This window comes from Thiemannella venezuelensis, from assembly GCF_014203605.1.
In the GTDB taxonomy this organism is placed as follows: domain Bacteria; phylum Actinomycetota; class Actinomycetes; order Streptosporangiales; family Streptosporangiaceae; genus Planomonospora_A; species Planomonospora_A venezuelensis.
In genome coordinates this window covers 153972-177070 of sequence record NZ_JACHJJ010000009.1, presented here as the reverse complement: position 1 = coordinate 177070, position 23099 = coordinate 153972, and the positions used below count along the sequence as shown (strand labels likewise).

Annotated in this window: 19 protein-coding genes; 14 read left to right on the top strand and 5 right to left on the bottom strand. The window is 73.8% G+C overall.

Going from position 1 to position 23099, the window contains the following annotated elements:
- Positions 1 to 103 precede the first annotated feature (103 nt).
- Both FHS22_RS15960 and FHS22_RS15955 read left to right on the top strand, forming a co-directional pair.
- Positions 104 to 406 carry a type II toxin-antitoxin system prevent-host-death family antitoxin gene (locus FHS22_RS15960; protein ID WP_184942417.1) on the top strand — a complete coding sequence of 101 codons (303 nt, stop codon included), beginning with the start codon at positions 104 to 106 and terminating at the stop codon, positions 404 to 406.
- Positions 403 to 699 carry a type II toxin-antitoxin system RelE family toxin gene (locus FHS22_RS15955; protein WP_221473691.1) on the top strand — a complete coding sequence of 99 codons (297 nt, stop codon included), beginning with the start codon at positions 403 to 405 and terminating at the stop codon, positions 697 to 699. Before FHS22_RS15960 ends, FHS22_RS15955 begins: the two co-directional genes overlap by 4 nt.
- Before the next feature lie 36 nt (positions 700 to 735).
- Here the strand turns inward: FHS22_RS15955 and FHS22_RS15950 are convergent, their stop codons facing one another.
- Together FHS22_RS15950 and FHS22_RS15945 are read right to left on the bottom strand one after the other, a co-directional pair.
- Positions 736 to 2433, bottom strand: a complete 1698-nt coding sequence (locus tag FHS22_RS15950; protein WP_184942415.1) for a GMC oxidoreductase — start codon at positions 2431 to 2433, stop codon at positions 736 to 738.
- A gap of 55 nt (positions 2434 to 2488) precedes the next feature.
- Positions 2489 to 4054 carry a succinic semialdehyde dehydrogenase gene (locus FHS22_RS15945; RefSeq protein WP_184942413.1) on the bottom strand — a complete coding sequence of 522 codons (1566 nt, stop codon included), beginning with the start codon at positions 4052 to 4054 and terminating at the stop codon, positions 2489 to 2491.
- 85 nt (positions 4055 to 4139) lie between these two features.
- Between FHS22_RS15945 and FHS22_RS15940 the strand changes: the two genes are divergently transcribed.
- The 8 genes from FHS22_RS15940 to FHS22_RS15905 all read left to right on the top strand — a co-directional run bounded on the left by FHS22_RS15940 (position 4140) and on the right by FHS22_RS15905 (position 14907).
- Positions 4140 to 6323, top strand: coding sequence for a beta-propeller domain-containing protein (locus tag FHS22_RS15940; protein ID WP_184942410.1), 2184 nt, complete (start codon positions 4140 to 4142; stop codon positions 6321 to 6323).
- 146 nt (positions 6324 to 6469) lie between these two features.
- Positions 6470 to 8743, top strand: coding sequence for a peptidase domain-containing ABC transporter (locus FHS22_RS15935; protein ID WP_184942409.1), 2274 nt, complete (start codon positions 6470 to 6472; stop codon positions 8741 to 8743).
- Between the two features lie 43 nt (positions 8744 to 8786).
- Positions 8787 to 8936 carry a hypothetical protein gene (locus FHS22_RS15930; protein WP_184942407.1) on the top strand — a complete coding sequence of 50 codons (150 nt, stop codon included), beginning with the start codon at positions 8787 to 8789 and terminating at the stop codon, positions 8934 to 8936.
- 46 nt (positions 8937 to 8982) lie between these two features.
- On the top strand, positions 8983 to 9126 hold the full coding sequence (locus tag FHS22_RS15925) for a hypothetical protein (RefSeq protein ID WP_184942405.1): 144 nt from the start codon (positions 8983 to 8985) through the stop codon (positions 9124 to 9126).
- A 51-nt stretch (positions 9127 to 9177) separates the two neighbouring features.
- Positions 9178 to 9330, top strand: coding sequence for a hypothetical protein (locus tag FHS22_RS15920; RefSeq protein WP_184942403.1), 153 nt, complete (start codon positions 9178 to 9180; stop codon positions 9328 to 9330).
- A gap of 271 nt (positions 9331 to 9601) precedes the next feature.
- Positions 9602 to 10594 (top strand): MvdC/MvdD family ATP grasp protein, encoded by a 993-nt coding sequence (locus FHS22_RS15915; protein ID WP_184942401.1) that lies wholly within the window; start codon positions 9602 to 9604, stop codon positions 10592 to 10594.
- A complete protein-coding gene (locus FHS22_RS15910) occupies positions 10591 to 11799 on the top strand; it encodes a TIGR04500 family putative peptide maturation system protein (RefSeq protein WP_184942399.1) in 1209 nt (402 codons plus the stop codon). Before FHS22_RS15915 ends, FHS22_RS15910 begins: the two co-directional genes overlap by 4 nt.
- Before the next feature lie 174 nt (positions 11800 to 11973).
- The gene (locus FHS22_RS15905; protein ID WP_338047765.1) at positions 11974 to 14907 is read left to right on the top strand and encodes a M36 family metallopeptidase; all 2934 of its coding nucleotides are present in this window, start codon (positions 11974 to 11976) and stop codon (positions 14905 to 14907) included.
- A gap of 140 nt (positions 14908 to 15047) precedes the next feature.
- Here the strand turns inward: FHS22_RS15905 and FHS22_RS15900 are convergent, their stop codons facing one another.
- Both FHS22_RS15900 and FHS22_RS15895 read right to left on the bottom strand, forming a co-directional pair.
- The gene (locus FHS22_RS15900; protein ID WP_184942397.1) at positions 15048 to 16784 is read right to left on the bottom strand and encodes a glycerol-3-phosphate dehydrogenase/oxidase; all 1737 of its coding nucleotides are present in this window, start codon (positions 16782 to 16784) and stop codon (positions 15048 to 15050) included.
- Between the two features lie 189 nt (positions 16785 to 16973).
- Entirely contained in the window at positions 16974 to 17744 is a 771-nt protein-coding gene (locus FHS22_RS15895; protein WP_184942395.1) for a DeoR family transcriptional regulator, read from the bottom strand.
- Between the two features lie 102 nt (positions 17745 to 17846).
- Between FHS22_RS15895 and FHS22_RS15890 the strand changes: the two genes are divergently transcribed.
- The 4 genes from FHS22_RS15890 to FHS22_RS15875 all read left to right on the top strand — a co-directional run bounded on the left by FHS22_RS15890 (position 17847) and on the right by FHS22_RS15875 (position 21890).
- Positions 17847 to 18752 (top strand): SIS domain-containing protein, encoded by a 906-nt coding sequence (locus FHS22_RS15890; protein ID WP_184942394.1) that lies wholly within the window; start codon positions 17847 to 17849, stop codon positions 18750 to 18752.
- Positions 18749 to 19891 (top strand): N-acetylglucosamine-6-phosphate deacetylase, encoded by a 1143-nt coding sequence (gene nagA / locus FHS22_RS15885; protein WP_184942392.1) that lies wholly within the window; start codon positions 18749 to 18751, stop codon positions 19889 to 19891. The genes FHS22_RS15890 and nagA overlap by 4 nt, the downstream gene beginning before the upstream one ends.
- 56 nt (positions 19892 to 19947) lie before the next feature.
- A complete protein-coding gene (locus tag FHS22_RS15880) occupies positions 19948 to 20979 on the top strand; it encodes a 1-phosphofructokinase family hexose kinase (RefSeq protein ID WP_184942390.1) in 1032 nt (343 codons plus the stop codon).
- Positions 20980 to 21065: 86 nt separating this feature from the next.
- On the top strand, positions 21066 to 21890 hold the full coding sequence (locus tag FHS22_RS15875) for a class II fructose-bisphosphate aldolase (RefSeq protein ID WP_184942388.1): 825 nt from the start codon (positions 21066 to 21068) through the stop codon (positions 21888 to 21890).
- Between the two features lie 87 nt (positions 21891 to 21977).
- On the opposite strand, the gene FHS22_RS15870 is transcribed toward FHS22_RS15875, so the two are convergent.
- Positions 21978 to 23096, bottom strand: a complete 1119-nt coding sequence (locus FHS22_RS15870) for a GuaB3 family IMP dehydrogenase-related protein (RefSeq protein WP_184942386.1) — start codon at positions 23094 to 23096, stop codon at positions 21978 to 21980.
- Positions 23097 to 23099: the final 3 nt, after the last annotated feature.

Here is a 23099-nt window from a genome sequence, read left to right as displayed (position 1 = left end):
GGGCAGGCGCGGAGCTCCCAGCATGGCGACGACCGGACCGTGGTCTGCCGGTTGATCCCCGATGTCCTCCCCGGAACAACCGTTCGACACGTACGCTGTTGTCATGAGCGAAGCGGCGTACGAGATTCCCCTGGAGGATCTGCACGCACACCCTGAGCGCTGGGGTGAGGCGGTCGAATCCGCCGTACAAGGCAAGGTGATCACCCTCACCGGCCGAGGGAAGCGGCTGGCCGCCGTCGTGCCTGCCGAGCAGCTCGACCTGGTGGAGCGTCTGCAGGAGACCATCGACGTGCTCTCTGACACCGAGGCCGTCCAGGCGATCGTGGAGTCACGGACGTCCATCGCGGCCGGTGAAGGCGTGCGAGGTGTGGAAGCGGTTCGAGCACTGCTCGATCAGCGTCGGTGAGCGAGTACGAGCGCGCGCCTTTCGAGCTGGTCGTGGGCGCGGCGGCAAGACGTGCGATCTCCGACAAGCTTCCGGCCGATATCGCGGTGGGAGCGGTCGAGTTCATCACGAGCGCACTGCTGGAGAACCCGTATCGGGTCGGCAAGGAGCTCCACGAGCCGCTCACAGGCGTGCACAGCGCCCGGCTGATGCGGGACTGGCGCATCTTGTACGAGATTCACGACGAGCAGGAACCACGAGAGGTTCACATCCTCGATATCCGCCACCGCGCGGACGCCTACCAGCGTCGTTGATCATTTCTCTGGTCCGGGTGCTCGCGCCGTACGGTGTCAGGTGATGTCGACGATGGGCAGGCGGAGGGCTCCCGGGGCTGCGGCGGGGACGGCGGGGTTCTTGGGAGCGACGGGCGCCAGCCGTACGTAGTCCGCGCCCGGGGCGGGGCGGGTGTCCGGCTCGTCCCGGTTGGGCCACAGGGCCATGGCGCGCTCGGCCTGGGCGGTGATGGTCAGCGAGGGGTTGACGCCCGGGTTGGCGGAGATCGCCGAGCCGTCCACGACGTGCAGGCCCTCGTGGCCGTGGACCCGGTGGTAGGGGTCGATCACGCCGGTGGAGGGCGAGTCGCCGATGGCGCAGCCGCCCAGGAAGTGCGCGGTGGCCGGGATGTCGAACAGGTCGAGCCAGGAGCCGCCGGGCATGCCGCCGATCTCCTCGGCGGCGTGCCGGACGAAGGTGTGCCCGGCCGGGATCCAGGTGGGGTTGGGCTCGCCGTGGCCGGGCCGGGAGCGCAGCTTCCAGCCGAACAGCCCCCTGCGGGCCGAGAGGGTGATCGAGTTGTCCTTGGCCTGCATGACCAGGGCGATGATCGTGCGCTCGGACCACCTGCGGTGGTCGAACAGGCGCGGGACCAGGTGCGGGCGCCTGGCGGCCTCGCCGAGGAACTTCAGCCAGCGCGGCACGCCCCCGCCGCCGTCGATCAGCAGGCTGCGGAGCAGGCCCATCGCGTTGGAGCCGTCGCCGTAGCGCACGGGCTCGATGTGCGTGTGCGCGTCGGGGTGGATGGAGGAGGTGATCGCCACGCCGCGGTTGAGCTTCTCCCCCTTGACGCCCAGCCGCTCGAAGCCGAGCAGCGCCTCGGAGTTGGTCCTGGTCAGCGTCCCGAGCCGGTCGGAGAGCCGGGGCAGCGCGCCGGAGGCCTTCAGGCGGTGCAGCAGGCGCTGCGTGCCGTACGTGCCGGCCGCGAAGACCACCTGCCCGGCGGTGAGCGTACGGCGCAGCCAGGGCGAGCCGGTCCTGCGCACCTCGACGGTGTAACCGCCGCCGGCGGCGGGGCGGACGGACGTGACCGTGGTCTCCGGGTGGACCCGGGCCCCGGCCTTCTCGGCGAGGTAGAGGTAGTTCTTGATCAGCATGTTCTTGGCGCCGTGCCGGCAGCCGGTCATGCACTCGCCGCACTCGGTGCAGCCGCTCCGGCGCGGCCCGGCCCCGCCGAAGTAGGGGTCGTCGACCTCGACGCCGGGCGTGCCGAAGAAGACGCCGACCGGGGCGCGGTGGAAGGTGCCGCCCACGCCCATGCGCTCGGCGACCTTCTGCATGACCTCGTCGGCGCGGGTGACCGTCGGGTTGAGCACCACGCCGAGCATGCGCTTGGCCTGGTCGTAGTACGGCGCCAGCTCGGCCTTCCAGTCGGTGATGCCCGACCACTGGGCGTCGGCGAAGAACGGGTCGAGGGGCTCGTAGAGGGTGTTGGCGTAGACGAGCGAGCCGCCGCCGACCCCGGCGCCGGCCAGGACCATGACGCCGGCGCCCTTCTTCCCGCGCAGCACGTGGATGCGCTGGATGCCCTTGAGCCCGAGGCCCGGCGCCCACAGGAAGTCCCGGGCCCGCCAGGAGGTCCTGGGCAGCGTGCTCTCGTCGAAGCGCCTCCCGGCCTCCAGCACGCCGACCCGGTAGCCCTTCTCCGTCAGCCGGAGCGCCGTGACGCTCCCCCCGAACCCCGACCCGATCACCAGCACGTCGTAGTCGAACACGTCACGGCCTCCCTTCGCGGGATCCTCCCGGACCCCGCCCGCACCCGGCCCCGGGTCACTTCAGGTGGAGCTTCTTCATGGTCTTGAGCAGGCCGGCGAGGGTGTCGGCGTACTTGTCGTAGGTCATGCCGAGGACCGGCTCGAAGCCCAGCCAGGAGGCCTGGGAGGCGATGTTCTGCGCCTCGGTGTACTTCAGCAGGCCCTCGGCCCCGTGGCGGCGGCCCAGGCCGGAGGACTTCATGCCGCCCATGGGCGCGTCGTAGGAGGCGTAGGCGGAGCCGTACCCCTCGTTGACGTTGACGGTCCCGGCCTTGATCCGGGCCGCCAGCGCGCGGCCGCGCGCGACGTCGCCGGTCCAGACGGAGGCGTTGAGGCCGTAGACGGTGTCGTTGGCCTTCTCGACGGCCTCGTCCTCGGTGGCGAACCGGTAGATCGAGACGACGGGCCCGAAGGTCTCCTCGCGGCACAGGTCCATGGTCTCGTCCACGTCGGCCAGGACGGTGGGCTCGTAGAACAGCGGGCCGACGTCGGGGCGGGCCTTCCCCCCGGCGAGCACGCGGGCGCCCTTGGCCACGGCGTCGTCCACGTGCGCGCTGACCGCGTCGAGCTGGCGCCGCGAGGTGAGGGAGCCCATCTGGACGTTCCAGTCGAGGCCGGAGCCGAGCCTCATGTTCCTCGCCTGCTTGACGAACTTCTCCGTGAACGCGTCGTGCACGGCCTCGTGCACGTACAGGCGCTCGATGGAGATGCACAGCTGGCCGGCGTTGGTGAAGCAGGCCCGCAGCGCGCCCTGGGCGGCCATGTCCAGGTCGGCGTCGTCCAGCACGATCATGGGGTTCTTCCCGCCGAGCTCCAGCGAGCAGCCGATCAGCCGCTTGGCGGCCTCCTCGGCGATCTTCCTGCCGCCCCGGGTGGAGCCGGTGAACGCCACGTAGTCGGCGTCGTCGAGCAGCGGGTCGCCGACCTCGGCGGGGTCGCCGAGCACGACCTGCCAGATCTCGCGGGGCATGCCGAGGGCGGCCAGCAGGTCGATCGTCCACAGCGTGGAGAGGGCGGTCTGGGTGTCGGGCTTGTGCACCACGGCGTTGCCCGCGAGCAGGGCCGGGACCACGTCGGTCACGCCGAGGGAGAGCGGGTAGTTCCAGGGGGAGATCAGCGCCACGACCCCCTTGGGGTGGCGGGTCTCGACGACCCTGGTGGCGAGGGGGAAGATGCCGGAGCGCCGCCGGGGCTCCAGCAGGCCGGGCGCCCGCCGCGCATAGTAGAGCGTGCAGCCGGCGACGTCGAGGACCTCCTCGAAGGCGTGCCTGCGCGCCTTGCCGGTCTCCCACTGGACCACGTCGAGGATCTCCTCGCGGCGGTCGAGGAGGGCGTCGTGCAGCCGGAGGAAGGGCCTGACGCGCTCGCGCACCGGCAGCGCGGCCCAGGCCCGCTGCGCCTCGCGCGCCGCGGCGTGGGCGGCGCGGACGTCGTCGGCGGTGGAGACGGGCAGCTCGGCGAGGGGCTCGCCGGTGAACGGCGCGGTGATCTCCTGGGTCTTCCCGCTGGAGGTCACCTGCCGGACGACGCGTTCGATCATGCCCGGGTCGAGCGTACGGGTCGCACCAAGAGTCGCAGCCATGCCGGAAGAATATTCGGCGACGAGCGGTGTGGCTACTGGCCGGTAGCCGTTTGAACCGGACCGCGGAGCGATCCGTCATGAGGGCATGAGGACATCTATTCGTACGGTGACCGGCGCCGGAGCCCGCGTGGGCGCCCTCCGGGGAGGCACCGCCGCCCTTGCCGCAGCCCTCGCCACCGGCCTGCTCGCCACGGCGTGCACCTCCGCCGGGACGGACCAGGGCGCGGGCCGTACGGCCGCACCGGTGCGGCTGAACGTGAAACTGGTCGCCTACAGCGGTTGCGACGACATGCTGGCCGGGCTGCGGGCGGCGACGGCCAAGCAGGTCGGGCCGTGGGGGCTGGGCAGGCCCGATCTCATGTACCGCAGCGCCATGGAGAGCGCCCCCAACGCCGACGCGGCCAGCGGGAAGCAGGCCGGGGCGCCCGAGCACTCCACCACGAACACCCATGAGGCCGGGGTGGACGAGCCGGACCTGGTGAAGACGGACGGCAACCGGGTGATCACCGTGAACCGGGGCGTGCTGCGCGTGGTGGACACCGCGACGAAGAAGGTGACCGGCACGCTGAAGCTGGTCGACGCCGAGCAGGCGTGGGCCCCGGCGGACCTGCTGGTCAGCGGTGACCGGGCGCTGGTGCTGTTCTCCGGCGGCGGGATCATCCCCTTCGGCGCCACGGCCAAGATCGCCCCGAGCCCGGGCCCGCGCTACGTGCTCGTCGACCTGTCCGGGGAGCCGAAGGTGCTCGGCTCGATCACCCCGGACGGCTCGCACGTGGACGCCAGGATGGTCGGCTCGACGGTCCGGCTCGTGGTCCGCAGCCAGCCGCGGATCGAGTTCCCCGACGCGGGCCCCGACGCCACGGACAACGAGCGGACGCGCAGGAACACCGAGGCCGTCACCAGGGCGCCGATCGAGGCGTGGCTGCCGAGGTTCGAGGTGGCCGACGCCGCCGGGGCCACGGTGCGGAACACCGTCGCGTGCGAGCGGGTCAGCCACCCGGAGGAGTACACCGGCACCTCGATGCTGACCGTGCACACCCTCGACCTGGGGCGGGGGGCCGCGGCGCTCTCGCAGAGCGAGCCGATCAGCGTGGCCGCCGACGGGGACACGGTGTACGGCACCGGCTCCAGCCTGTACGTGACCAGCAACCCGCGCTGGTGGTGGCCGCGGCCGGTCGAGCCCTTCATCCTGGAGGAGGAGGCCGCCTCCCCGTCGGACTCCGGTTCCGGAGGGGCCGCTCCGGAGGCCGAGCCCGACCCGGCCGAGGGGACCGTCCCGCCGAAGGTCGAGCCGACCCCCGCGGAGGGGACCGTCACCCCGGTCCCGAACCCGGACTCGCAGCTCAACACCGGCGTCCCGGACCCGTCCCCCGGCCAGGAGACGCCCACGCCCGCGCCGACCCCGGTGGAGCCGCCGGAGGAGACCGAGGTGCACCGGTTCGACGTCAGCGCGCCCGGCGCGCCCCGCTACGTCGCCTCGGGCAAGGTCCCCGGCAGGCTGCTCAACCAGTACTCGCTCTCCGAGCACGAGGGGCACCTGCGGGTCGCCACCACCCTCGACACCGGCAAGAGCAGCTCCAGCACGGTCTACATGCTCAAGGCCGACACGCTCGGCGAGGTCGGCGAGGTCGGCGGCCTGGGCGAGGGCGAGCGGATCTACTCGGTCCGGTTCATCGGCCCGGTCGGCTACGTGGTGACGTTCCGGCAGGTGGACCCGCTCTACGTGCTCGACCTGCGCGACCCCGCGGCGCCGCGGAAGACCGGGGAGCTGAAGATCACCGGCTACTCCGCCTACCTGCACCCGGCGGGCGACGGACGGCTGATCGGCATCGGCCAGGAGGCCGACGAGAAGGGCCGCACGCTCGGCACCCAGGTCTCGCTCTTCGACGTCAGCGACCCGGCCGCCCCGCGCCGCCTGTCGCAGCTGTTCCAGAAGGACTCCGGCTCGGAGGCCGAGTGGGACCCGCACGCCTTCCTCTACTGGGCCAAGACCGGCACGGCCGTGCTGCCGCTGAGCACCTGGACCGGCACCGAGCAGACCAGCGGCGCCGCCCTGGTCCTGCAGATCGGCGACTCCGCCATCACCAAGACGGGCTCCGTCGTCCACCCCAAGCCCAAGCCGGTGGACGACACGCGCTTCGCCCCGTACGACCCGGGCATCCGCCGCTCGGTCGTGATCGGCGACAGCCTCTGGACGGTCTCCGACCTGGGCCTGAGGGTCAGCGCCATGGGCGACCTGGCCGACCGGGCCTGGATCCCGTTCGACTGATCCGATCCCGTACGGCCGAGCCGTACCGTGTCCCGCCGCCGCCCCGGAGCGCCCGCCGCGCCCGGGGCGGCCGCACGACCGGGCGCTCGCGGTGATCGAGCCGGTCCCAAGCCGGATCCAAGGCGGGTGCCGGAGACTGCCGGTCCATGAAGGTTCCGGTCATACTCCAGCACAGCATGGTGGAATGCGGCGCGGCGTGCCTGGCGATGGTCCTCGCCGCGCACGGGCGGCGCGTCCCGGTCTACACCCTCTCCGAGGAGATGGGCATCGGCCGGGACGGGGTCAGCGCGCTGACCCTGGTCCGCACCGCCCAGGCGCACGGCCTGGCCACCCGGGCCGCGTCCGTGCCCGCGGCGCAGGTCGCCGAGCTTCCGCTGCCGGCGGTGGTGCACTGGCGGCACAGCCACTTCGTCGTGGTCGAGCGGGTCTCCCCCGGCCGGATCGGGATCATCGATCCCGGGCTGGGACGCGTGGGCCTCACCCCCCGGGACTTCGCCGAGAGCTACAGCGGGGTGGCGTTCACCTTCAGTCCCGGAGCGGACTTCCGCACGGGCCGCGTCGGCGACCGGACGAGCTGGTGGTCCCGGTACCTCCGGGTGATCGTGAGCCGCCACCGCGGCCTGCTGGCGCTGCTGATCCTGCTCAGCCTGGCCCTGCAGGCCCTGGGCCTGGTGCTGCCCGCCGTGACCGAGACGGTCGTGGACCGGGTGCTCACCGCGGGCGAGACGGACCTGCTGACCCTGCTCGGGCTGGGCACGGCGGTGGCGGCCGCCGCCCAGTTCGCCGTCGGCGCGGCGCGGTCCTGGGCGCTGGTCGCGCTGCGGACCCGCGCGGACACCGCCCTCCTGGACGAGCTGGCCCGGCGCCTGCTCTCGGTGCCCTTCCGCTTCTTCGCCCACCGGGGCTCCGCCGACCTGGTCTCCCGGATCTCCGGGGTGACCCTGCTGCGCGAGATCCTCACCGGCCAGGCGCTGACCGCCCTGCTGGACGGGCCGCTCGCCGCCGGCTACCTCCTCGCGGTCACCGTGCGGTCGCCGCTGCTGGGCGCGATCCTGCTGGCCTTCGCGGCGGCGCAGATCATCCTGCTGACCACGACCCACCGCCGGCTCGCCGACCTGACCCACCGGGAGATGGAGGCGCGCAACGAGGCCCAGGGACAGCTGATCGAGAGCGTCCGCGGCATCGAGACGATCAAGGCGGTGGGAGCCGAGGAACGCGTCCTCGGCCGCTGGTCGCGGCTGCTCCGGACGCAGATGCGGCGGGCGCGGCGCAACGGGATGGCTCAGGGCCTGCAGGACTCCGCTCTGGCGGCGTTGCGGTTCGGCACCCCCCTGGCCCTGCTCTGGGCGGGAGCCTGGCAGGTCACGACCCATCAGCTCAGCCTGGGCGCCATGCTCGGCCTGCTGGCCCTGGCCGCGGCGGCCCTGGCCCCGCTGGCGGCGCTGACCGGGGGCCTGCGCAGCGCGCAGCTCGCCCGGGTGCACGGTGAACGGCTGGCCGACCTGTGGAACACCCGGCCGGAGTCCGACGCCCGGGACGGCCTGTCCGGGCCCTCCCCCGACCGCCCCGCCGGTCCCGTGGCCGGTCCCGGAGAAACCGCCGCGGCCACCGGCTCCGGGGCCGTCCCCCGGAAGGGGCCCGGCGCTCCCGGCCGCACCGGCCCGATGGAGATCGAGCTGCGCGGAGTCGGGTTCCGGTACACGCCCGAGAGCCCCTGGATCCTGCGCGGCATCGACCTGAGGATCCCTCCCGGCCGGAAGATCGCCCTGGTCGGCCGGTCGGGCTCCGGCAAGAGCACCCTGGCCAGGGTGCTGCTCGGGCTGCTCGGACCGGCCGAGGGCGAGATCCGCTACGGCGGGATCCCCCTGTCCGAGGCGGAGGCGGGCCGGCTGCGCCGCCGGTTCGGGGTGGTGACGCAGGAACCGGCCCTGTTCACCGGGACGATCCTGGACAACATCACCCTGGGGGACCCGGACGCGCCCCTCACCCGGGTGCACGAGGCGGCGCGGCTCGCCCACGTCCACGACGACATCGGCGCCATGCCCATGGGCTACCACACCCACCTGACGGAGGGGGGCGGCGTGTCCGGCGGGCAGCGGCAGCGCATCGCCCTGGCCAGGGCCCTGCTCACCCGCCCGGACATCCTGCTCCTGGACGAGGCCACCAGTCATCTCGACGCCGACAGCGAGGCGGTCATCGACGCGAACCTCGCGACGCTCACCCAGACCCGCATCGTGATCGCCCACCGGCTGAGCACCGTCCGCGACGCGGACCTGATCGTCGTGCTCGACGGCGGCCGGATCGCCGAGACCGGCACCCACGAGGAGCTCCTCCGGCTGGGCGGCCACTACGCGCGGCTCGCCGGGAGGCAGGCCGGCGGTCTTGCACTCCTTCACAAGTCGCTTCCAAGACGGCCCTGACAGCCTCTCGATCAAGGAAATCCCGAAGTGGAGGGAGGCGCTCGTGAACGACAGCGCACGAAGCCGGATCGAGGACATCACGCCGCTTGGCGACGAACTCGACGAGAGCGCACTGCACGGCATCAGCGGCGGTGCGCCCAGGCTCATCGCGATGACCCAGGTCGACCCGCCGGGCTACTGCGCGATGGACTGAGTCCGCGGTCGAGAGAGCCACCCCTTCCGGAGACAGGAGCAAGGCCATGAACCGGACCGAACTGAACGACCTCGCCCCCGTCGGCGACGAGCTCGACGAGAGCGCCCTGCACGGCATCAGCGGCGGCCGTCCGCGGGAGCCCTTGGGGACCTACGTCAACCCTCCGGGCATCTGCCTCAGCGACGACTGACCGGCCGCACCGCCGTACGGCCTTTCCACGAAGAGCAGGAGGAACAACGCCATGAACCGGACCGAACTGAACGACCTCGCCCCCGTCGGCGACGAGCTCGACGAGAGCGCCCTGCACGGCATCAGCGGCGGCCGCCCGCGAATCCTCGTCATCGAGGTAGGGGGCACCCAGATCGACCCCCCGGGCGTCTGCGTCGAGGACTGACCTGCCGGACGTCCGCTTCCAGGACTGACCGCGCAGAAGAGGCCGGGCGCCCTGCGTGAAGGGCGACGGTGTGTCACGGCTTCCGCCGAGGGAGACCGGCCGCACCGCGTCCCGGCCTGAGAGGCACCGTCGCGGGGAGGGACCACCATGGCCCGCCAGACCTCCCCGCGACCTCCCCGGCCCGCCCCGCTCGGTGTCGCCGCTCGGTGTCGCCGTTCAATGTCGCCGCCCCCGCCCGGCCCCGTATCCCCGCCTCTGACGGAGGAACCCCGTGTCCACCCCGCACGTCCTCGTCCTCACCGGTGACGAGGACCCCCACGCCGCCCGGGTCGCCGGCCTGCTGACCGGACGCGGTGCCCGCGTCACGGTCTTCGACCACCGGCTCTACCCGGCGGAGGCGCACGTCGAGCTGGCCTACACCGGCCGGGGCCTCACCCGGCGCCTGCTGCGCACCGGGACCGGCACCGTGGACCTGGACGAGCTGACCGCCCTGTGGTGGCGGCGCCCGACGCCGCCGGAGGCGCATCCCGGGCTGACCGACCCCGCCATCGCGGCGTACGCCGCGGGGGAGAGCGCGAGCCTGATCTCGGACCTGTGGGAGCACCTGCCCTGCCGCAAGGTGCCCGCGGCCGAGTCGGTGCTGCAGCGGGCCAGGCGGAAGTCCTCCCAGCTGATCATCGCGGCCGAGCTGGGCTTCACCGTGCCGGACACCTTGATCACCACGCAGGCCCGGGAGCTGTGGGACTTCCACGACCGCCACGACGGCCAGATCGTCACCAAGCCGTTCGGCAGGCCGTGGGCGGAGAACCTCCGCAGCGGCGACACGGTCTCCCGCTTCTGCGAGCCCGTCTCCCCGCGCGACCTGGCCTACGCGGACGCGCTGCGGTTCTGCCCGGTCATCGTGCAGCGGTACGTGCCCAAGCGCCTGGAGCTGCGGGTCACCGTCGTGGGCGGCCGGATCTTCGCCGCCGAGATCCACTCGCAGGCGTCCAACCGGTCCCGGCTGGACTGGCGCCGCTACAACACCGACGTCACCCCGCACCGCGTCCACCGGCTCCCCGACGAGGTCGGCCGGCGCTGCCTGGCCATGGTGGACCGCCTCGGCCTGCTGTACGGCGCCTTCGACCTGATCCTCACGCCCGAGGACGAGTACGTGTTCATGGAGATCAACCCCAACGGCCAGTGGCTGTGGATCGAGGAGCTGACCGGCCTGCCGATCAGCCAGGCCGTCTGCGACCTGTTACTGGAAGGACCCCACGCATGAGCCCGGAGACCGCGACGCCCCCGGAGACCGCGACGCCCCCGGGCAGCACGCCGCCCCCGGACGCCCCGCCCCCTCCCGGGACCGCGACGCCGCCGGAGAGCACGACGCCGCCGGGTGCTCCCGAGGCCGTGACCTCCGGTCTTCTCGGTGACGCGCTGCACTGGCTGCGCGGGCTGGACGGGGTCGGGCCCGAGGAGGCGCGCGGGCGGCTCGGCGGGTTGCGGGACCGGCATCCCGGCGCGGACATGCGGCTGGTGTGGCAGCGCGAGGCCGCCACCGGCGACTACCACTACGACCTGCTCCTGCCGTCCACCGGCGGCACCGTGTCCCTGGCCTTCGCTCCGGATCGGGCGATCCCCTGGCCGCTGCGGGGCAGCCAGCGCTCCGGCGAGCAGGTCGTCCTCCGCGTCAACGGCGTCGACGTGCAGATCGAGCAGGTCGTCTCCCTGCTCGACGTGCTGTGGGAGGACGCCGGCCTCGCCGTCCGCCTGGTCAACGCCTGCCTGGTCGAGCAGGAGGTGGCCGCCTCCGCCGCCGACCTGGCGGACGGGGAACTGCAGGCCGCCATGGACGCCTTCCGCCGCGCCCGGGGCCTCCTCACCGCCCGCGCGACCGAGGAGTGGATGGCCGAGCGCGGCCTCGGCCAGGCGCGGCTGGAGGAGATCGTCACCGTCGAGGCGAAGGTGGCGCGGCTGCGCCGCCGGGTGACCGGCGGACGGGTCGAGGACTTCTTCGCCGAGCACGGCGCCGGGCTGGACGTGCTGCGCGTGGTCCGGCTGCGCTACGGCGCCCGCGCCGACGCCGAGGCCGCGGCGGCCCGGCTCCGGGAGCGGTCCCGGGACGCCGCCGTGGCGGAGGTGGGTGCGCTGGCGACCGGGCTGGCGACGGAGGCCGCGCTCGCCGGTCTGGGCACCTGCCGGATCGAGGGGAACCCGCGGGAGGACCTCGCCGCCCTGCACGGCGCGGACGCGCGCGACGCGCGGGCCGGGGCGGTCCTCGGGCCCCACCCGACCGGCGACGGAGGATTCGGCGTCACCGTCGTGCTCGCCGTGGAGCCGGCCGCGCCGAACCCCGCGACAAGGAAGATCGCCGAGCGGCGGATCTTCGACGACTGGCTGCGCGAGCAGCGCAGACGTGCTCACGTGCAGTGGTTCTGGGGGAGTACGGCCCGCACCGACGCGATCGACGCCGCCCTGGAGGCCTGACCCTGCGACCGGCGGGCGCCGAGGCCGGGTCGGGGCCGACCACGGTTCCTATTACACCGACATATCAACCTTTACAAGATCTTGTCATGACATCGAACCGGTGTTACTTCTTGCGCAGCGGGCGTGATCCACACGCGCCCCGGCCAACGACGGCCATCCCCCGCAGGAGGCACGGTGCCGAGCAAGTCCTGGTTACGCATCACCGTCGTCGCCGCCGCGACGGCGTCCCTCGCGCTCCCCGCTCTCGCACTCCCCCTGCCCGGCGCCGCGCTGAGCGGTCCCGGGCAGGCTCCCGACGTCCACGACTTCCAGGCCGAGCAGCACGGCAGGCCGGACGTGGACAACCGGCGCGGCTCCGTCGCGCCCCCGGCCTCCGCGCTCGCCAAGGCCGCGGGCGCCGCCACGGTCCGGTGGAACGCCCTGGGCACCCCGGCCGTCGTCACCGGCTCCGCCCCGCTGGCCGAAGGGCTCGGCGCCGACCCCGAGCAGGCCGCCCGGGCCTACCTCAAGGCCAACGAGAACCTCTTCGGTCTCGACGCGGCGGCCGTGGACGCGCTGGAGAAGGTCGCGGCCAACCCCGTCGGGGGCGGCCACGCCGTACTGCTCCGGCAGAAGTTCGGCGACCTGCCCGCGGGCGTGGACGGGCAGGTGGTGCTCGGCGTGCGGGACGGTGCGGTCCTCCACGTCACCTCGACGCTCTCCCGCTCCACCGCCGCGCCCCCGGCCGCGGCGCTCACCGCGCAGCAGGCGCTGGAGGCCGCCGCCCGCGACGGCGGGATCGACCTGGCCGCGGCGACCGTCAAGCAGGCCACTCCGGTGGCGGTGCCCGCGCCCGACGGCACGCACAGCGCCTACCAGGTGGTCCTGATCGGCGGCGGCGACGGCGACCCGGCCGCCTACACCACCCACGTGGACGCGGTCAGCGGCGCGATCCTGACCCGCGAGAACCTGGTGGACCACCACGCGGACCGCCGGGCCGAGCCGGACAACCCGCAGTGGGAGGCCTTCCCGGCCAACCCGCCGGCCGACTACTCCTCCGCCGACACCCGCGCCCGCTGGTGCTACCTGCCCGGTCCCGGCTGCGACTACGTCGTCGGCGGAGACCCGGCGACCGGCAAGGCCTGGGACGTCGACCACGCCACGGACGCGCCGACGAACACCAGCGTCGGCAACGCGGCCCGGACGTTCGAGAACCGGGCCAGCGGCGACCCGTTCACGGTCGGCACCCGCAGCAACGCGGCCACGCCGAGCCGGAACTACGCCTACCCGTGGACCAACCGGTGGTACACGTCCAAGTGCGACCCGGCCGTCTTCGACCAGCCGGGCGAGGCCGACCTGGAAGCCGCCATCGCCAACCTGCACGCCATGCACAACCGCATGCACGACTGGTCCTACCGGCTCGGCTTCACCGAGACGGCCTGGAACATGCAGGACGAGAACGGCGACCGCGGCGGCCTCGGCGACGACCCCGAGCAGGGCAACGCCCAGGCGGGGGCGCGGGTGCCGAGCGTCCGCGACAACGCCAACCAGATCACCGGCCCGGACGGGGTCGCGCCGATCACCAACATGTACCTCTGGCAGCCGGTCGCGGGGGCGTTCTACTCGCCCTGCGTGGACGGCGACTACGACATGTCGGTGATCGGCCACGAGTACACCCACGCGATCTCCGGCCGCATGATCGCCGGCCCGAACGCCGGGTGGAGCGGGGCCCAGCCGGGCGCCATGAACGAGAGCACCTCCGACCTGTTCGCCATGGAGTACCTGGCCGAGTACGGCTTCCGCCCCGCGGGCGACACGCCGTACGTGACCGGCGGCTACGTCACCGGCGACAAGAAGGCGGGCATCCGCAACTACGACATGTCGAAGTCCCCGCTGAACTACAGCGACATCGCCTACGACCTCGTCGGCCAGCAGGTCCACGCGGACGGCGAGATCTGGTCGGCCACCCAGTTCGACGTGCGCGAGGCGTTCGTCAGGCGGTACGGCAAGGGCACCCCGGCCGTCCAGCGGGCCTGCGCGGACGGGAAGATCCCGGTGGAGAAGTGCCCGGGCAACCGGCGCTGGGCGCAACTGTCCTTCGACGCGCTGCTGCTGATGGCCTCCGGCGCGGTCAGCTACGTCGACCACCGGGACGCGCTGCTCGCCGCCGACGCCATCCGCTTTGGCGGTAAAAATCAGGACATCATGTGGCGGGCGTTCGCCGAGCACGGCCTCGGCGAGGGCGCGGCCAGCCTGAACCAGAACGACCCCGACCCGACCCCGAGCTTCGTCGACCCCGCCGGGAAGAACGGCAGGCTCCGGCTCAGGCCGCTCGCCGACGCCTCCGGCGCCGCACTCCGGCTCTACGTCGGCCACTACGAGGGCCGCGCCGTACCGGTCGCCGACACCGACCCGGACACCGGGCTCGGCGACACCGTGGAGATGACCCCGGGCCTGTACGACTTCCTGGTCGTCGGCGAGGGCTACGGCCACACGCGGGTGAAGTTCGCGGTGCTGCCCGGCGTGACGCTCCCGCTCCCGCTGGCGCTGCCGAAGAACCTCGCCTCCACCGCGCTCGGCGCGACGGCGACGGGCGACGGCGTCAACCACGCCCGGCTGATCGACGAGACCGAGGCGACGAACTGGGCCTCGCTCACCGGCGCGCCCGCCGGGAAGACGGTCACCGTGGACCTGGCCGGGACCGGCCCGGTCAAGGTCCGCCGGGTCCAGGTCAGCGCCATGCTCCGGCCCAACACCGGCGACACCGCCGACCCCGGCGGCCAGAACCGCTTCAGCGCCCTGCGCGCCTTCGAGGTCCTGGCCTGCGACGCCGGCAGGAAGGACTGCTCCTCCCCGGCGAACTTCTCGGTCGTCTACACCAGCCCGGCCGACGCCTTCGACACCCGCCTGCCGCGCCCGCGCGGCGCCGACCTGATCGTCAAGTCCTTCAGGATCCCGACCACCACCGCCACCCACCTGGCCCTGCGCGCCGTCTCCACCCAGTGCACCGGCAACCCGCTCTACGCCGGCGAGCAGGACAACGACCCCAACTCCGCCACCGACTGCGCCACCGCCAGCCCGGCCCGCGAGCACGTCCGCGCCGCCGAGTTCCAGGCGTTCACCCGGTAGGAGCCCCTGCCGTACGGCTCGCGCCCCCTTCCGGGGCGGGAGCCGTACGGTCTCCTCCGCCACCCGCGCCGGCGGCCGGCGGACCGCGGTGGGCGACGGGGCGGCCGCCTCGTGGATCCGCGAGGTCCGGCGGCGGGCCGTCAGACCGGGTCGGGGGTGGCGACGGGGACGATCTCGGGGGCGCCGAGGCGGATGGCGTCGGCCTCGTGGTCGGTGTCCTGCTCCTGGGAGAGGCGCTCGGCCTCGACGCGCTTGGTGTAGTACTCCACCTCGCGCTTGATCTGCTCGCCGTCCCACCCCAGCGGTCCGGCCATCAGCTCGGCGGCCTCCTCGGCCACGGCCAGGCCCCGGTGGAAGGTCTCGATGGAGACGTGGGTGCGCCGGGTCAGCACGTCGTTGAGGTGCCGGGCGCCCTCGTGGGTGACGGCGTAGACGATCTCGGCGCGCAGATGGTCGTCGGCCCCGGTCAGCGGGCGGGCCAGCGACGGGTCCCGCTCGATGAGCACCAGCACCTCGTCGATCATGGAACCGTACCGCTGGAGGAGGTGCTCGATCCGGGCCACGTGCAGGCCCGACGACTGGGCCATGCGGTGCCGGGAGTTCCACAGCGCCTGGTAGCCCTCGGCCCCGGCGAGCGGGACCCGGTCGGTGCACGAGGGCGGGACCCGCTGGTCCAGGCCGTGCGCCACGGCGTCCACCGCGTCGCGCGCCATGACCCGGTAGGTGGTGTACTTCCCTCCGGCGATCATGACCAGTCCGGGCACCGGGTGGGCGACCACGTGCTCGCGGGAGAGCTTGGAGGTCTCCTCCGACTCGCCGGAGAGCAGCGGCCGGAGCCCGGCGTAGACGCCCTCGACGTCGTCGCGGGTGAGCGGGACGGAGAGCACCGCGTTGACGTGCTCCAGGACGTAGTCGATGTCGGCGCGGGAGGCCGCCGGATGGGCCCGGTCCAGGTCCCAGCGGGTGTCGGTGGTCCCGATGATCCAGTGCCGGCCCCAGGGGATCACGAACAGCACCGACTTCTCGGTGCGCAGGATGATCCCGGTGAGCGAGTGGATCCGGTCGCGCGGCACCACCAGGTGGACGCCCTTGGAGGCGCGCACGTGGATCTGGCCCCGCCCGCCGACCAGTTCCTGGATGTCGTCGGTCCACACGCCGGTGGCGTTGACCACCTGCCGCGCCCGGACCTCCAGCTCGGCCCCGGCCTCCAGGTCGCGGACCCTGACCCCGGTGACCCGTTCCCCCTCCCGCAGGAAGCCCACCACCTGCGCCCGCGACGCGACCTGCGCCCCGTAGGTGGCGGCGGTGCGCAGCACGGTCATCACGTAGCGGGCGTCGTCGACCTGGGCGTCCCAGTACTGCACCGCCCCGGAGAAGGCGGTACGGCGCAGCGCGGGGGCGAGCCGGAGCGCCCGCCGGCGCGACAGGTGCCGGTGGCCGGGCACCCCGCGGGTGAAGCCGAAGGAGAAGCCGAGCGAGTCGTACATCACCAGCCCGGCGCCGACGTACGGCCGCTCCCAGCCCAGGTGGGTCAGCGGGAACAGGAACGGCACCGGCCGCACCAGGTGCGGGGCGATCCGCTGCAGCAGCAGGGCGCGCTCCTGCAGCGCCTCCCTGACCAGGTCGAAGTTGAGCTGCTCCAGGTAGCGCAGCCCGCCGTGGATCAGTTTGGACGAGCGGGAGGAGGTGCCCGAGGCGAAGTCGCGCGCCTCCAGCAGCCCGACGCTCAACCCGCGGGTCGCCGCGTCGAGCGCGACCCCCGCGCCGACGATCCCGCCGCCGATCACCACCACGTCGAGCTCGGCGGAGCCCATCTGCTCCAGTGCGGCGGACCGCTCTGCAGGGCCGAGCCGTGCGGTGCCCATTCGCGCCGTCATGCTGATCTCCCCGAGGTGCGCGGGTCGTCCTGTTCCGGGCCCGTTCCCGGGTCTCGGGAGCGGGCTCTGAGGTATCTACCCTTTCATGCCGGGCGGCACTACTCGCCGGTAATGCCCGGCGGGGAGATTGGCGCCACACCTCGGCCCGGACCCGCCCCCGACCGTCGTGAGCTGCGCGAACGGCGTCCGTCAGGTGCGGACGACCTTGACGCCCGCGTCGGCGAAGCGGGCGGCGGCCTCGTCGGAGAGGCCCTCGTCGGTGACCAGGGTGCCGATCTCGCCGAGCGGGCAGATGCGGGCGAAGGCGCGGCGGCCGACCTTGGAGGCGTCGGCGACCACGACGACCTCGGCGGCCCGGCTGATCAGCAGGTTGTTGACGCTCGCCTCGCCCTCGTGGTGCGCGGACGCCCCCGCCTCGGCGTCGATCGCGTCCACGCCCAGGAAGGCGACGTCCAGCGCGACCTGTTCCAGCACCGGGGCGGCCAGCGGGCCGATCAGCTCGTAGGACTGCGGCCGGGCGACCCCGCCGGTCAGCACGATCTTCACGTGCTGGCGGACGGTCAGCTCGGCGGCGATGTTCAGCGCGTTGGTGACGATGGTGAAGCCGATCTCCGGGTCCGCCCGGACCGCCAGCGCCCGCGCGACCTCCGAGGTGGTCGTGCCGCCGTTCATGCCGACGATCGCGCCGGGCGCCACCAGCGCGGCGGCGGCCTCGGCGATGCGCTGCTTCTCCCCCGCGTGCCGCGCGGTCTTGTAGCGCAGGGGCAGGTCGTAGCTGACGCTCTGCGCGACCGCCCCGCCGCGCGTGCGCATGAGCATCTGCTGCTGGGCGAGCTGGTCGAAGTCGCGCCGGATCGTCGCGGTGGAGACGTCCAGCGACTCGGCGGCCTGCTCGACCGTCAGGCGGCCCTCCTGGGAGAGAAGTTCGAGGATCGAGTTCCAGCGCTCGTATCGGCTCACCGCACCAGGGTGGCACAACGAGCGATCAAAACCTATTGGTGCACAATCATGCTTAATTCTGCTATAAATCACTCAGAAACAACCATTTTTGGGAGGTTCGCCGTGACCACGCACACCGGAGCAGAGATCGCGTCCCAGCCCGACTGCTGGCGCCGCGCCGCCGGAGCGGTCCCGTCCGGCGCCCTCCCCCGGCCAGGCGAGCGCGTGGCCGTGGTCGGCTGCGGCACCTCCTGGTTCGTCGCCCAGGCCTACGCCGCGCTCCGCGAGCGCGCGGGGCACGGCGAGACCGACGCGTTCGCCGCCTCCGAGGCCCCCGTCGGCCGCCCCTACGACCGGATCCTCGCGCTGACCCGGTCCGGCACCACCACCGAGGTGCTGGAGCTGCTGAGGAGCACCCGCACCCGCACCACCGCGATCACCGCCGACCCGGACACCCCGGTGACGACCCTCGCCGACGAGGTCGTCGTCCTCGACTTCGCCGACGAGAAGTCGGTCGTGCAGACCCGGTTCGCGACCACCCAGCTCGCCCTGCTCCGCGCCCACCTCGGCGAGGACCTCACCGGCGCGGTCGCCGACGCCGAGCGCGCGCTCGCCGAACCGCTCTCCCCGGACCTGCTCGCCGCCGAGCAGTTCACCTTCCTGGGCCGCGGCTGGTCGTACGGCCTGGCCCTGGAGGCGGGGCTGAAGATGCGCGAGGCCTGCCGGGCCTGGACCGAGGCCTACCCCGCGATGGAGTACCGGCACGGCCCGATCAGCATCGCCGGGCCCGGCCGGATCACCTGGATGCTCGGCGAGGCCCCCTCCGGGCTGCGCGGCGAGGTCGAGGCCACCGGGGGCGCGTTCCTGGAGAGCGGGCTGGACCCGATGGCCGAGCTGGTGAAGGTCCAGCGGCTGGCCGTGGCCCGGGCGCTGGCCCGCGGGCTCGACCCGGACGAACCGCTCCACCTGTCCCGATCGGTGATCCTCTCCTCCTCCGGATCCCCCGGGCAGGAGAGGATGGTGCCATGACCACCACACTCGCCGACGCCCGCGTCGTGACCCCCGAAGGCGTGCACGACGGCTGGCTGACCATCGAAGACGGCCGCATCACCCACGTCGGCCGGGGAGCCGCCCCGGGGCCGGGTCACGGTCTCGGCGGCCGGTACGTCGTCCCGGGCTTCGTCGACATCCACAACCACGGCGGAGCCGGTGGCTCCTTCCCGACGGGCGACCCGGACGAGGCGGGCCGGATCGCCGCGATGCACGCCCGGCACGGCACCACCACCCTCGTCGCCAGCCTGGTCACCGCCACCCTCGACAGCCTGTCCAGGGCCACCTCCGCCCTCGCCGACCTGTGCGAGGACGGCGTGCTGGCCGGGATCCACTTCGAGGGCCCCTACATCTCCAAGGCCCGCTGCGGCGCGCACGACCCCGCCCTGCTGCGCGAGCCCTCGGTCCCGGAGTTCACCGGGCTGCTGAAGGCCGGGCGCGGCCACGTGCGGATGATCACCATCGCCGCCGAGCTGCCGGGCGCGCTGGACACCATCCGGGAGGCGGCCGCGAACGACGTGATCGCCGCCCTCGGGCACAGCGACGCCGGCTACGAGCAGACCATCGCGGGCATCGAGGCGGGCGCCCGGGTCGCGACCCACCTGTACAACGCGATGCCCCAGCTCGGGCACCGCGACCCCGGCCCGATCGCCGCACTGCTGGAGGACGGGCGGGTCACGGTCGAACTGGTCAACGACGGCGTGCACGTCCACCCGGCGATGCTCCGCCTCGCCTACCGGGCCGCGGGGCCGGGCCGTACGGCGCTCATCACCGACGCGATGGCGGCGGCCGGGGTCGGCGACGGCTCCTACGGCCTCGGCCCGCTGAGGGTGGACGTGGTGGACGGCGTCGCCCGGCTGGCGGACGGCCCCGGGGCCGGCTCCATCGCGGGCTCCACCCTGACCATGGACGCCGCCTTCCGGCGCGCCGTGCACGAGCTCGGCCTCTCCCTGCCCGAGGCCGCCGAGGTCACCTCGCTCACCCCCGCCCGGGTGCTCGGCCTCGCCGACCGCCTCGGCTCCGTCTCCACCGGCCGCCAGGCCGACCTGGTGGTCCTCACCGAGGACCTGCGGGTCGCCGGGGTCATGCGGCGCGGGGCCTGGATCACCGAACCCTGACACACGGAACGCGGAGCACCGGACACCATGCGCGACACCTGGACTGCGGCCCCCCGATGACCTCCTCGCCGCCCGCCCGCCCCGCCACGGTCCTCACCGTCACGCTGAACCTGGCCCTCGACGTCACCTACGTGACCGGAGAGGTCGACTGGGACGGCGTCAACCGGGTGCGGTCCGTGCACCGGAGGGCGGGCGGCAAAGGCGTCAACGTCGCCCGCGTGCTCGCCGCCCTCGGCCACGACGTCCTGGTCGCCGGCCTGGCGGGCGGCCCCACCGGGCACGCCGTACGGGCCGACCTCGCCGCGGCGGGCCTGCCCGCCGCCCTCACCCCCGTGGACGGAGAGTCCCGCACCACCCTCGCCGTCTCCGACCTCGGCTCCGGCCTCGGCTCCGGGCCCGGCGGCGCGGCGCGCCGTCCGCAGCGGACGGCCCTGTTCAACGAGCCGGGGCCCGTCGTCTCCGCCGAGGAACTGGGCGGGTTCCTCGACGGCTTCGAGGCACGGCTCCGCGCCGGCGGGATCGCGGCGGTGGTGCTCTCGGGGAGCATGCCGCGCGGGGTCCCCGCGGACTTCTACGCGGCCCTCGCCCGCCGCGCCCGCGAGCACGGCGTCCCGGCGATCGTGGACGCCGACGGGGAGGCGCTCCGGCACGCGCCCGCCGGGCGGCCCGCGATCGTCAAGCCCAACGCCGAGGAGCTGGCCCGCGCCCTGGCGCCGGCGGAGGCGCCCCACCGGGCCGGGCCGCTCACCCCGCGGGAGGTGCTGCACGGCGCCGAGGCGCTCCGGGAGGCCGGGGCGGGGGCGGTCGTCGTCTCCCTCGGGGCGGACGGGCTGCTGGCCGTCACTCCCGGGGGGACCTGGCGGGCCGCCCTGCCGTACCGGGTCGAGGGGAATCCCACCGGGGCCGGGGACGCGCTGGTCGCGGGGCTGGCGCTGGGCCTGGTGGAGGGCGCGCCCTGGCCCGACCGGCTGCGCCGGGCCGCCGCCCTGGGCGCGGCGGCGGTGGCCGCCCCGGTCGCCGGGGAGATCGACCGGGAGGTGTTCCGGGCGGTCCTCCCCGAGACGAGGGTCGACGCCGTGGATCCGTGACAGACCTCCGGGGCCGGGGACGGCGGCGGAAGCCGTCCCCGGCCCCGGTCCCGCGTTCCAGCCGAACCATGAGTGAAAGGCCCGTCATGCCTGTTGTCGGCATCGGTGAAATCGTCAGCGGCGCCCCGGCGGGCGTCGGCGCGTTCAACGTCGTCCAGTTGGAGCACGCCGAGGCGATCGTCGCCGGGGCGGAGGCCGCGGGCGCCCCGGTCGTCCTGCAGATCAGCGAGAACTGCGTGCGCTACCACGGCGCCCTCGCGCCCGTGGCGGCCGCCTCGCTCGCCGTGGCCCGCGCCTCCTCGACCGCCGTGGCCGTCCACCTCGACCACGCGACCGACCGGGCGCTCGTCGAGGAGGCGGTGGAACTGGGGCTCGGCTCGGTCATGTTCGACGCCTCCGCGCTGCCCGACGAGGAGAACGCCGCGCTCACCGCCGAGGTCGCCGCCTGGTGCCACGCCCGGGGCGTCTGGGTGGAGGCCGAGCTCGGCGAGATCGGCGGCAAGGACGGCGTGCACGCGCCCGGGGCGCGGACCAGGCCGCACGAGGCCGTGGACTACGTGGCGCGCACCGGCGTCGACGCCCTCGCCGTAGCCGTCGGCAGCTCCCACGCCATGACCACCCGCGACGCCGTCCTCGACCTCGCGCTGATCGCCGAGCTGCACGCCGCCGTCCCGGTCCCCCTGGTCCTGCACGGCTCCTCGGGTGTGCCGGACGAGACCCTGCGCGCCGCCGTACGGCACGGCATGAAGAAGATCAACATCGCCACGCACCTGAACCGGGCCTTCACCGGGGCGATCCGCGAGCACCTGGCCGCCGACGAGAAGGCTGTCGACTCCCGCACGTACATGAAGGCGGCCCGCACGGCCGTCGCCGCCGAGGTCGCCCGCCTCCTCGGCGTGCTCGCGGGCTGACCCGTCCCGGCCACGGCGTCCTGCCGGGCGGGACGCCGGAGGGGACGCCCGGACCGCGAGGCCGGACGTCCCCTCCGAGGCGGCGGGTCAGCGCTGCTGCGGGGCGACGACGACCTCGACCCGCTGGAACTCCTTCAGGTCGGAGTATCCCGCGGTGGCCATCGTGCGGCGCAGCGCGCCCATCAGGTTCATCGAGCCGTCGGCGGCCGAGGACGGGCCGTGCAGGATCTGCTCCAGCGTGCCGACCGTGCCGAACTCGACCCGCTTGCCGCGCGGCAGCTCGGGGTGCTGCGCCTCCGAGCCCCAGTGGAAGCCCCGGCCGGGCGCCTCGGTCGCGCGGGCCAGCGGCGAGCCGACCATGACCGCGTCGGCCCCGCAGGCGATGGCCTTGGCGATGTCGCCGGAGGTGCCCATGCCGCCGTCGGCGATGACGTGGACGTACCGGCCGCCGGACTCGTCCATGTAGTCGCGGCGGGCCGCGGCCACGTCGGAGACCGCGGTGGCCATCGGCACCACCACGCCGAGCACGGTGCGGGTGGTGTGCGAGGCGCCGCCGCCGAAGCCGACGAGCACGCCGGCCGCGCCGGTCCGCATCAGGTGCAGCGCGGCGGTGTAGGTGGCGCAGCCGCCGACGATCACCGGGACGTCGAGCTCGTAGATGAACTGCTTGAGGTTGAGCGGCTCGGCCCGGCCGGAGACGTGCTCGGCCGAGACCGTGGTGCCGCGGATCACGAAGATGTCCACGCCCGCGTCGATGACGGCCTTGTGGTGCTGGACCGTGCGCTGCGGGGACAGGCGCGCGGCCGTGGTCACCCCGGCCGCGCGGACCTCCTCGATCCGGCGGCCGATCAGCTCGTCCTTGATCGGCGCGTTGTAGATCTCCTGCAGGCGCCTGGTCGCGGCCTCACCCTTGAGCTCGGCCACCTCGGCCAGGAGCGGCTCCGGGTCCTCGTAGCGGGTCCACAGCCCCTCCAGGTCGAGCACGGCCAGGCCTCCGAGCCGGCCGACCTCGATCGCGGTCTTCGGGGAGACCACGCTGTCCATGGGGCTCACCACGAGGGGCAGGTCGAACCGGTAGGCGTCGATCTGCCAGGCGATCGAGACCTCCTCCGGGTCTCGGGTCCGCCGGGACGGGACGATGCCGATCTCGTCGAGCGCGTAGGCCCGGCGGCCGTTCTTGCCGCGGCCGATCTCCACCTGAGTCATATG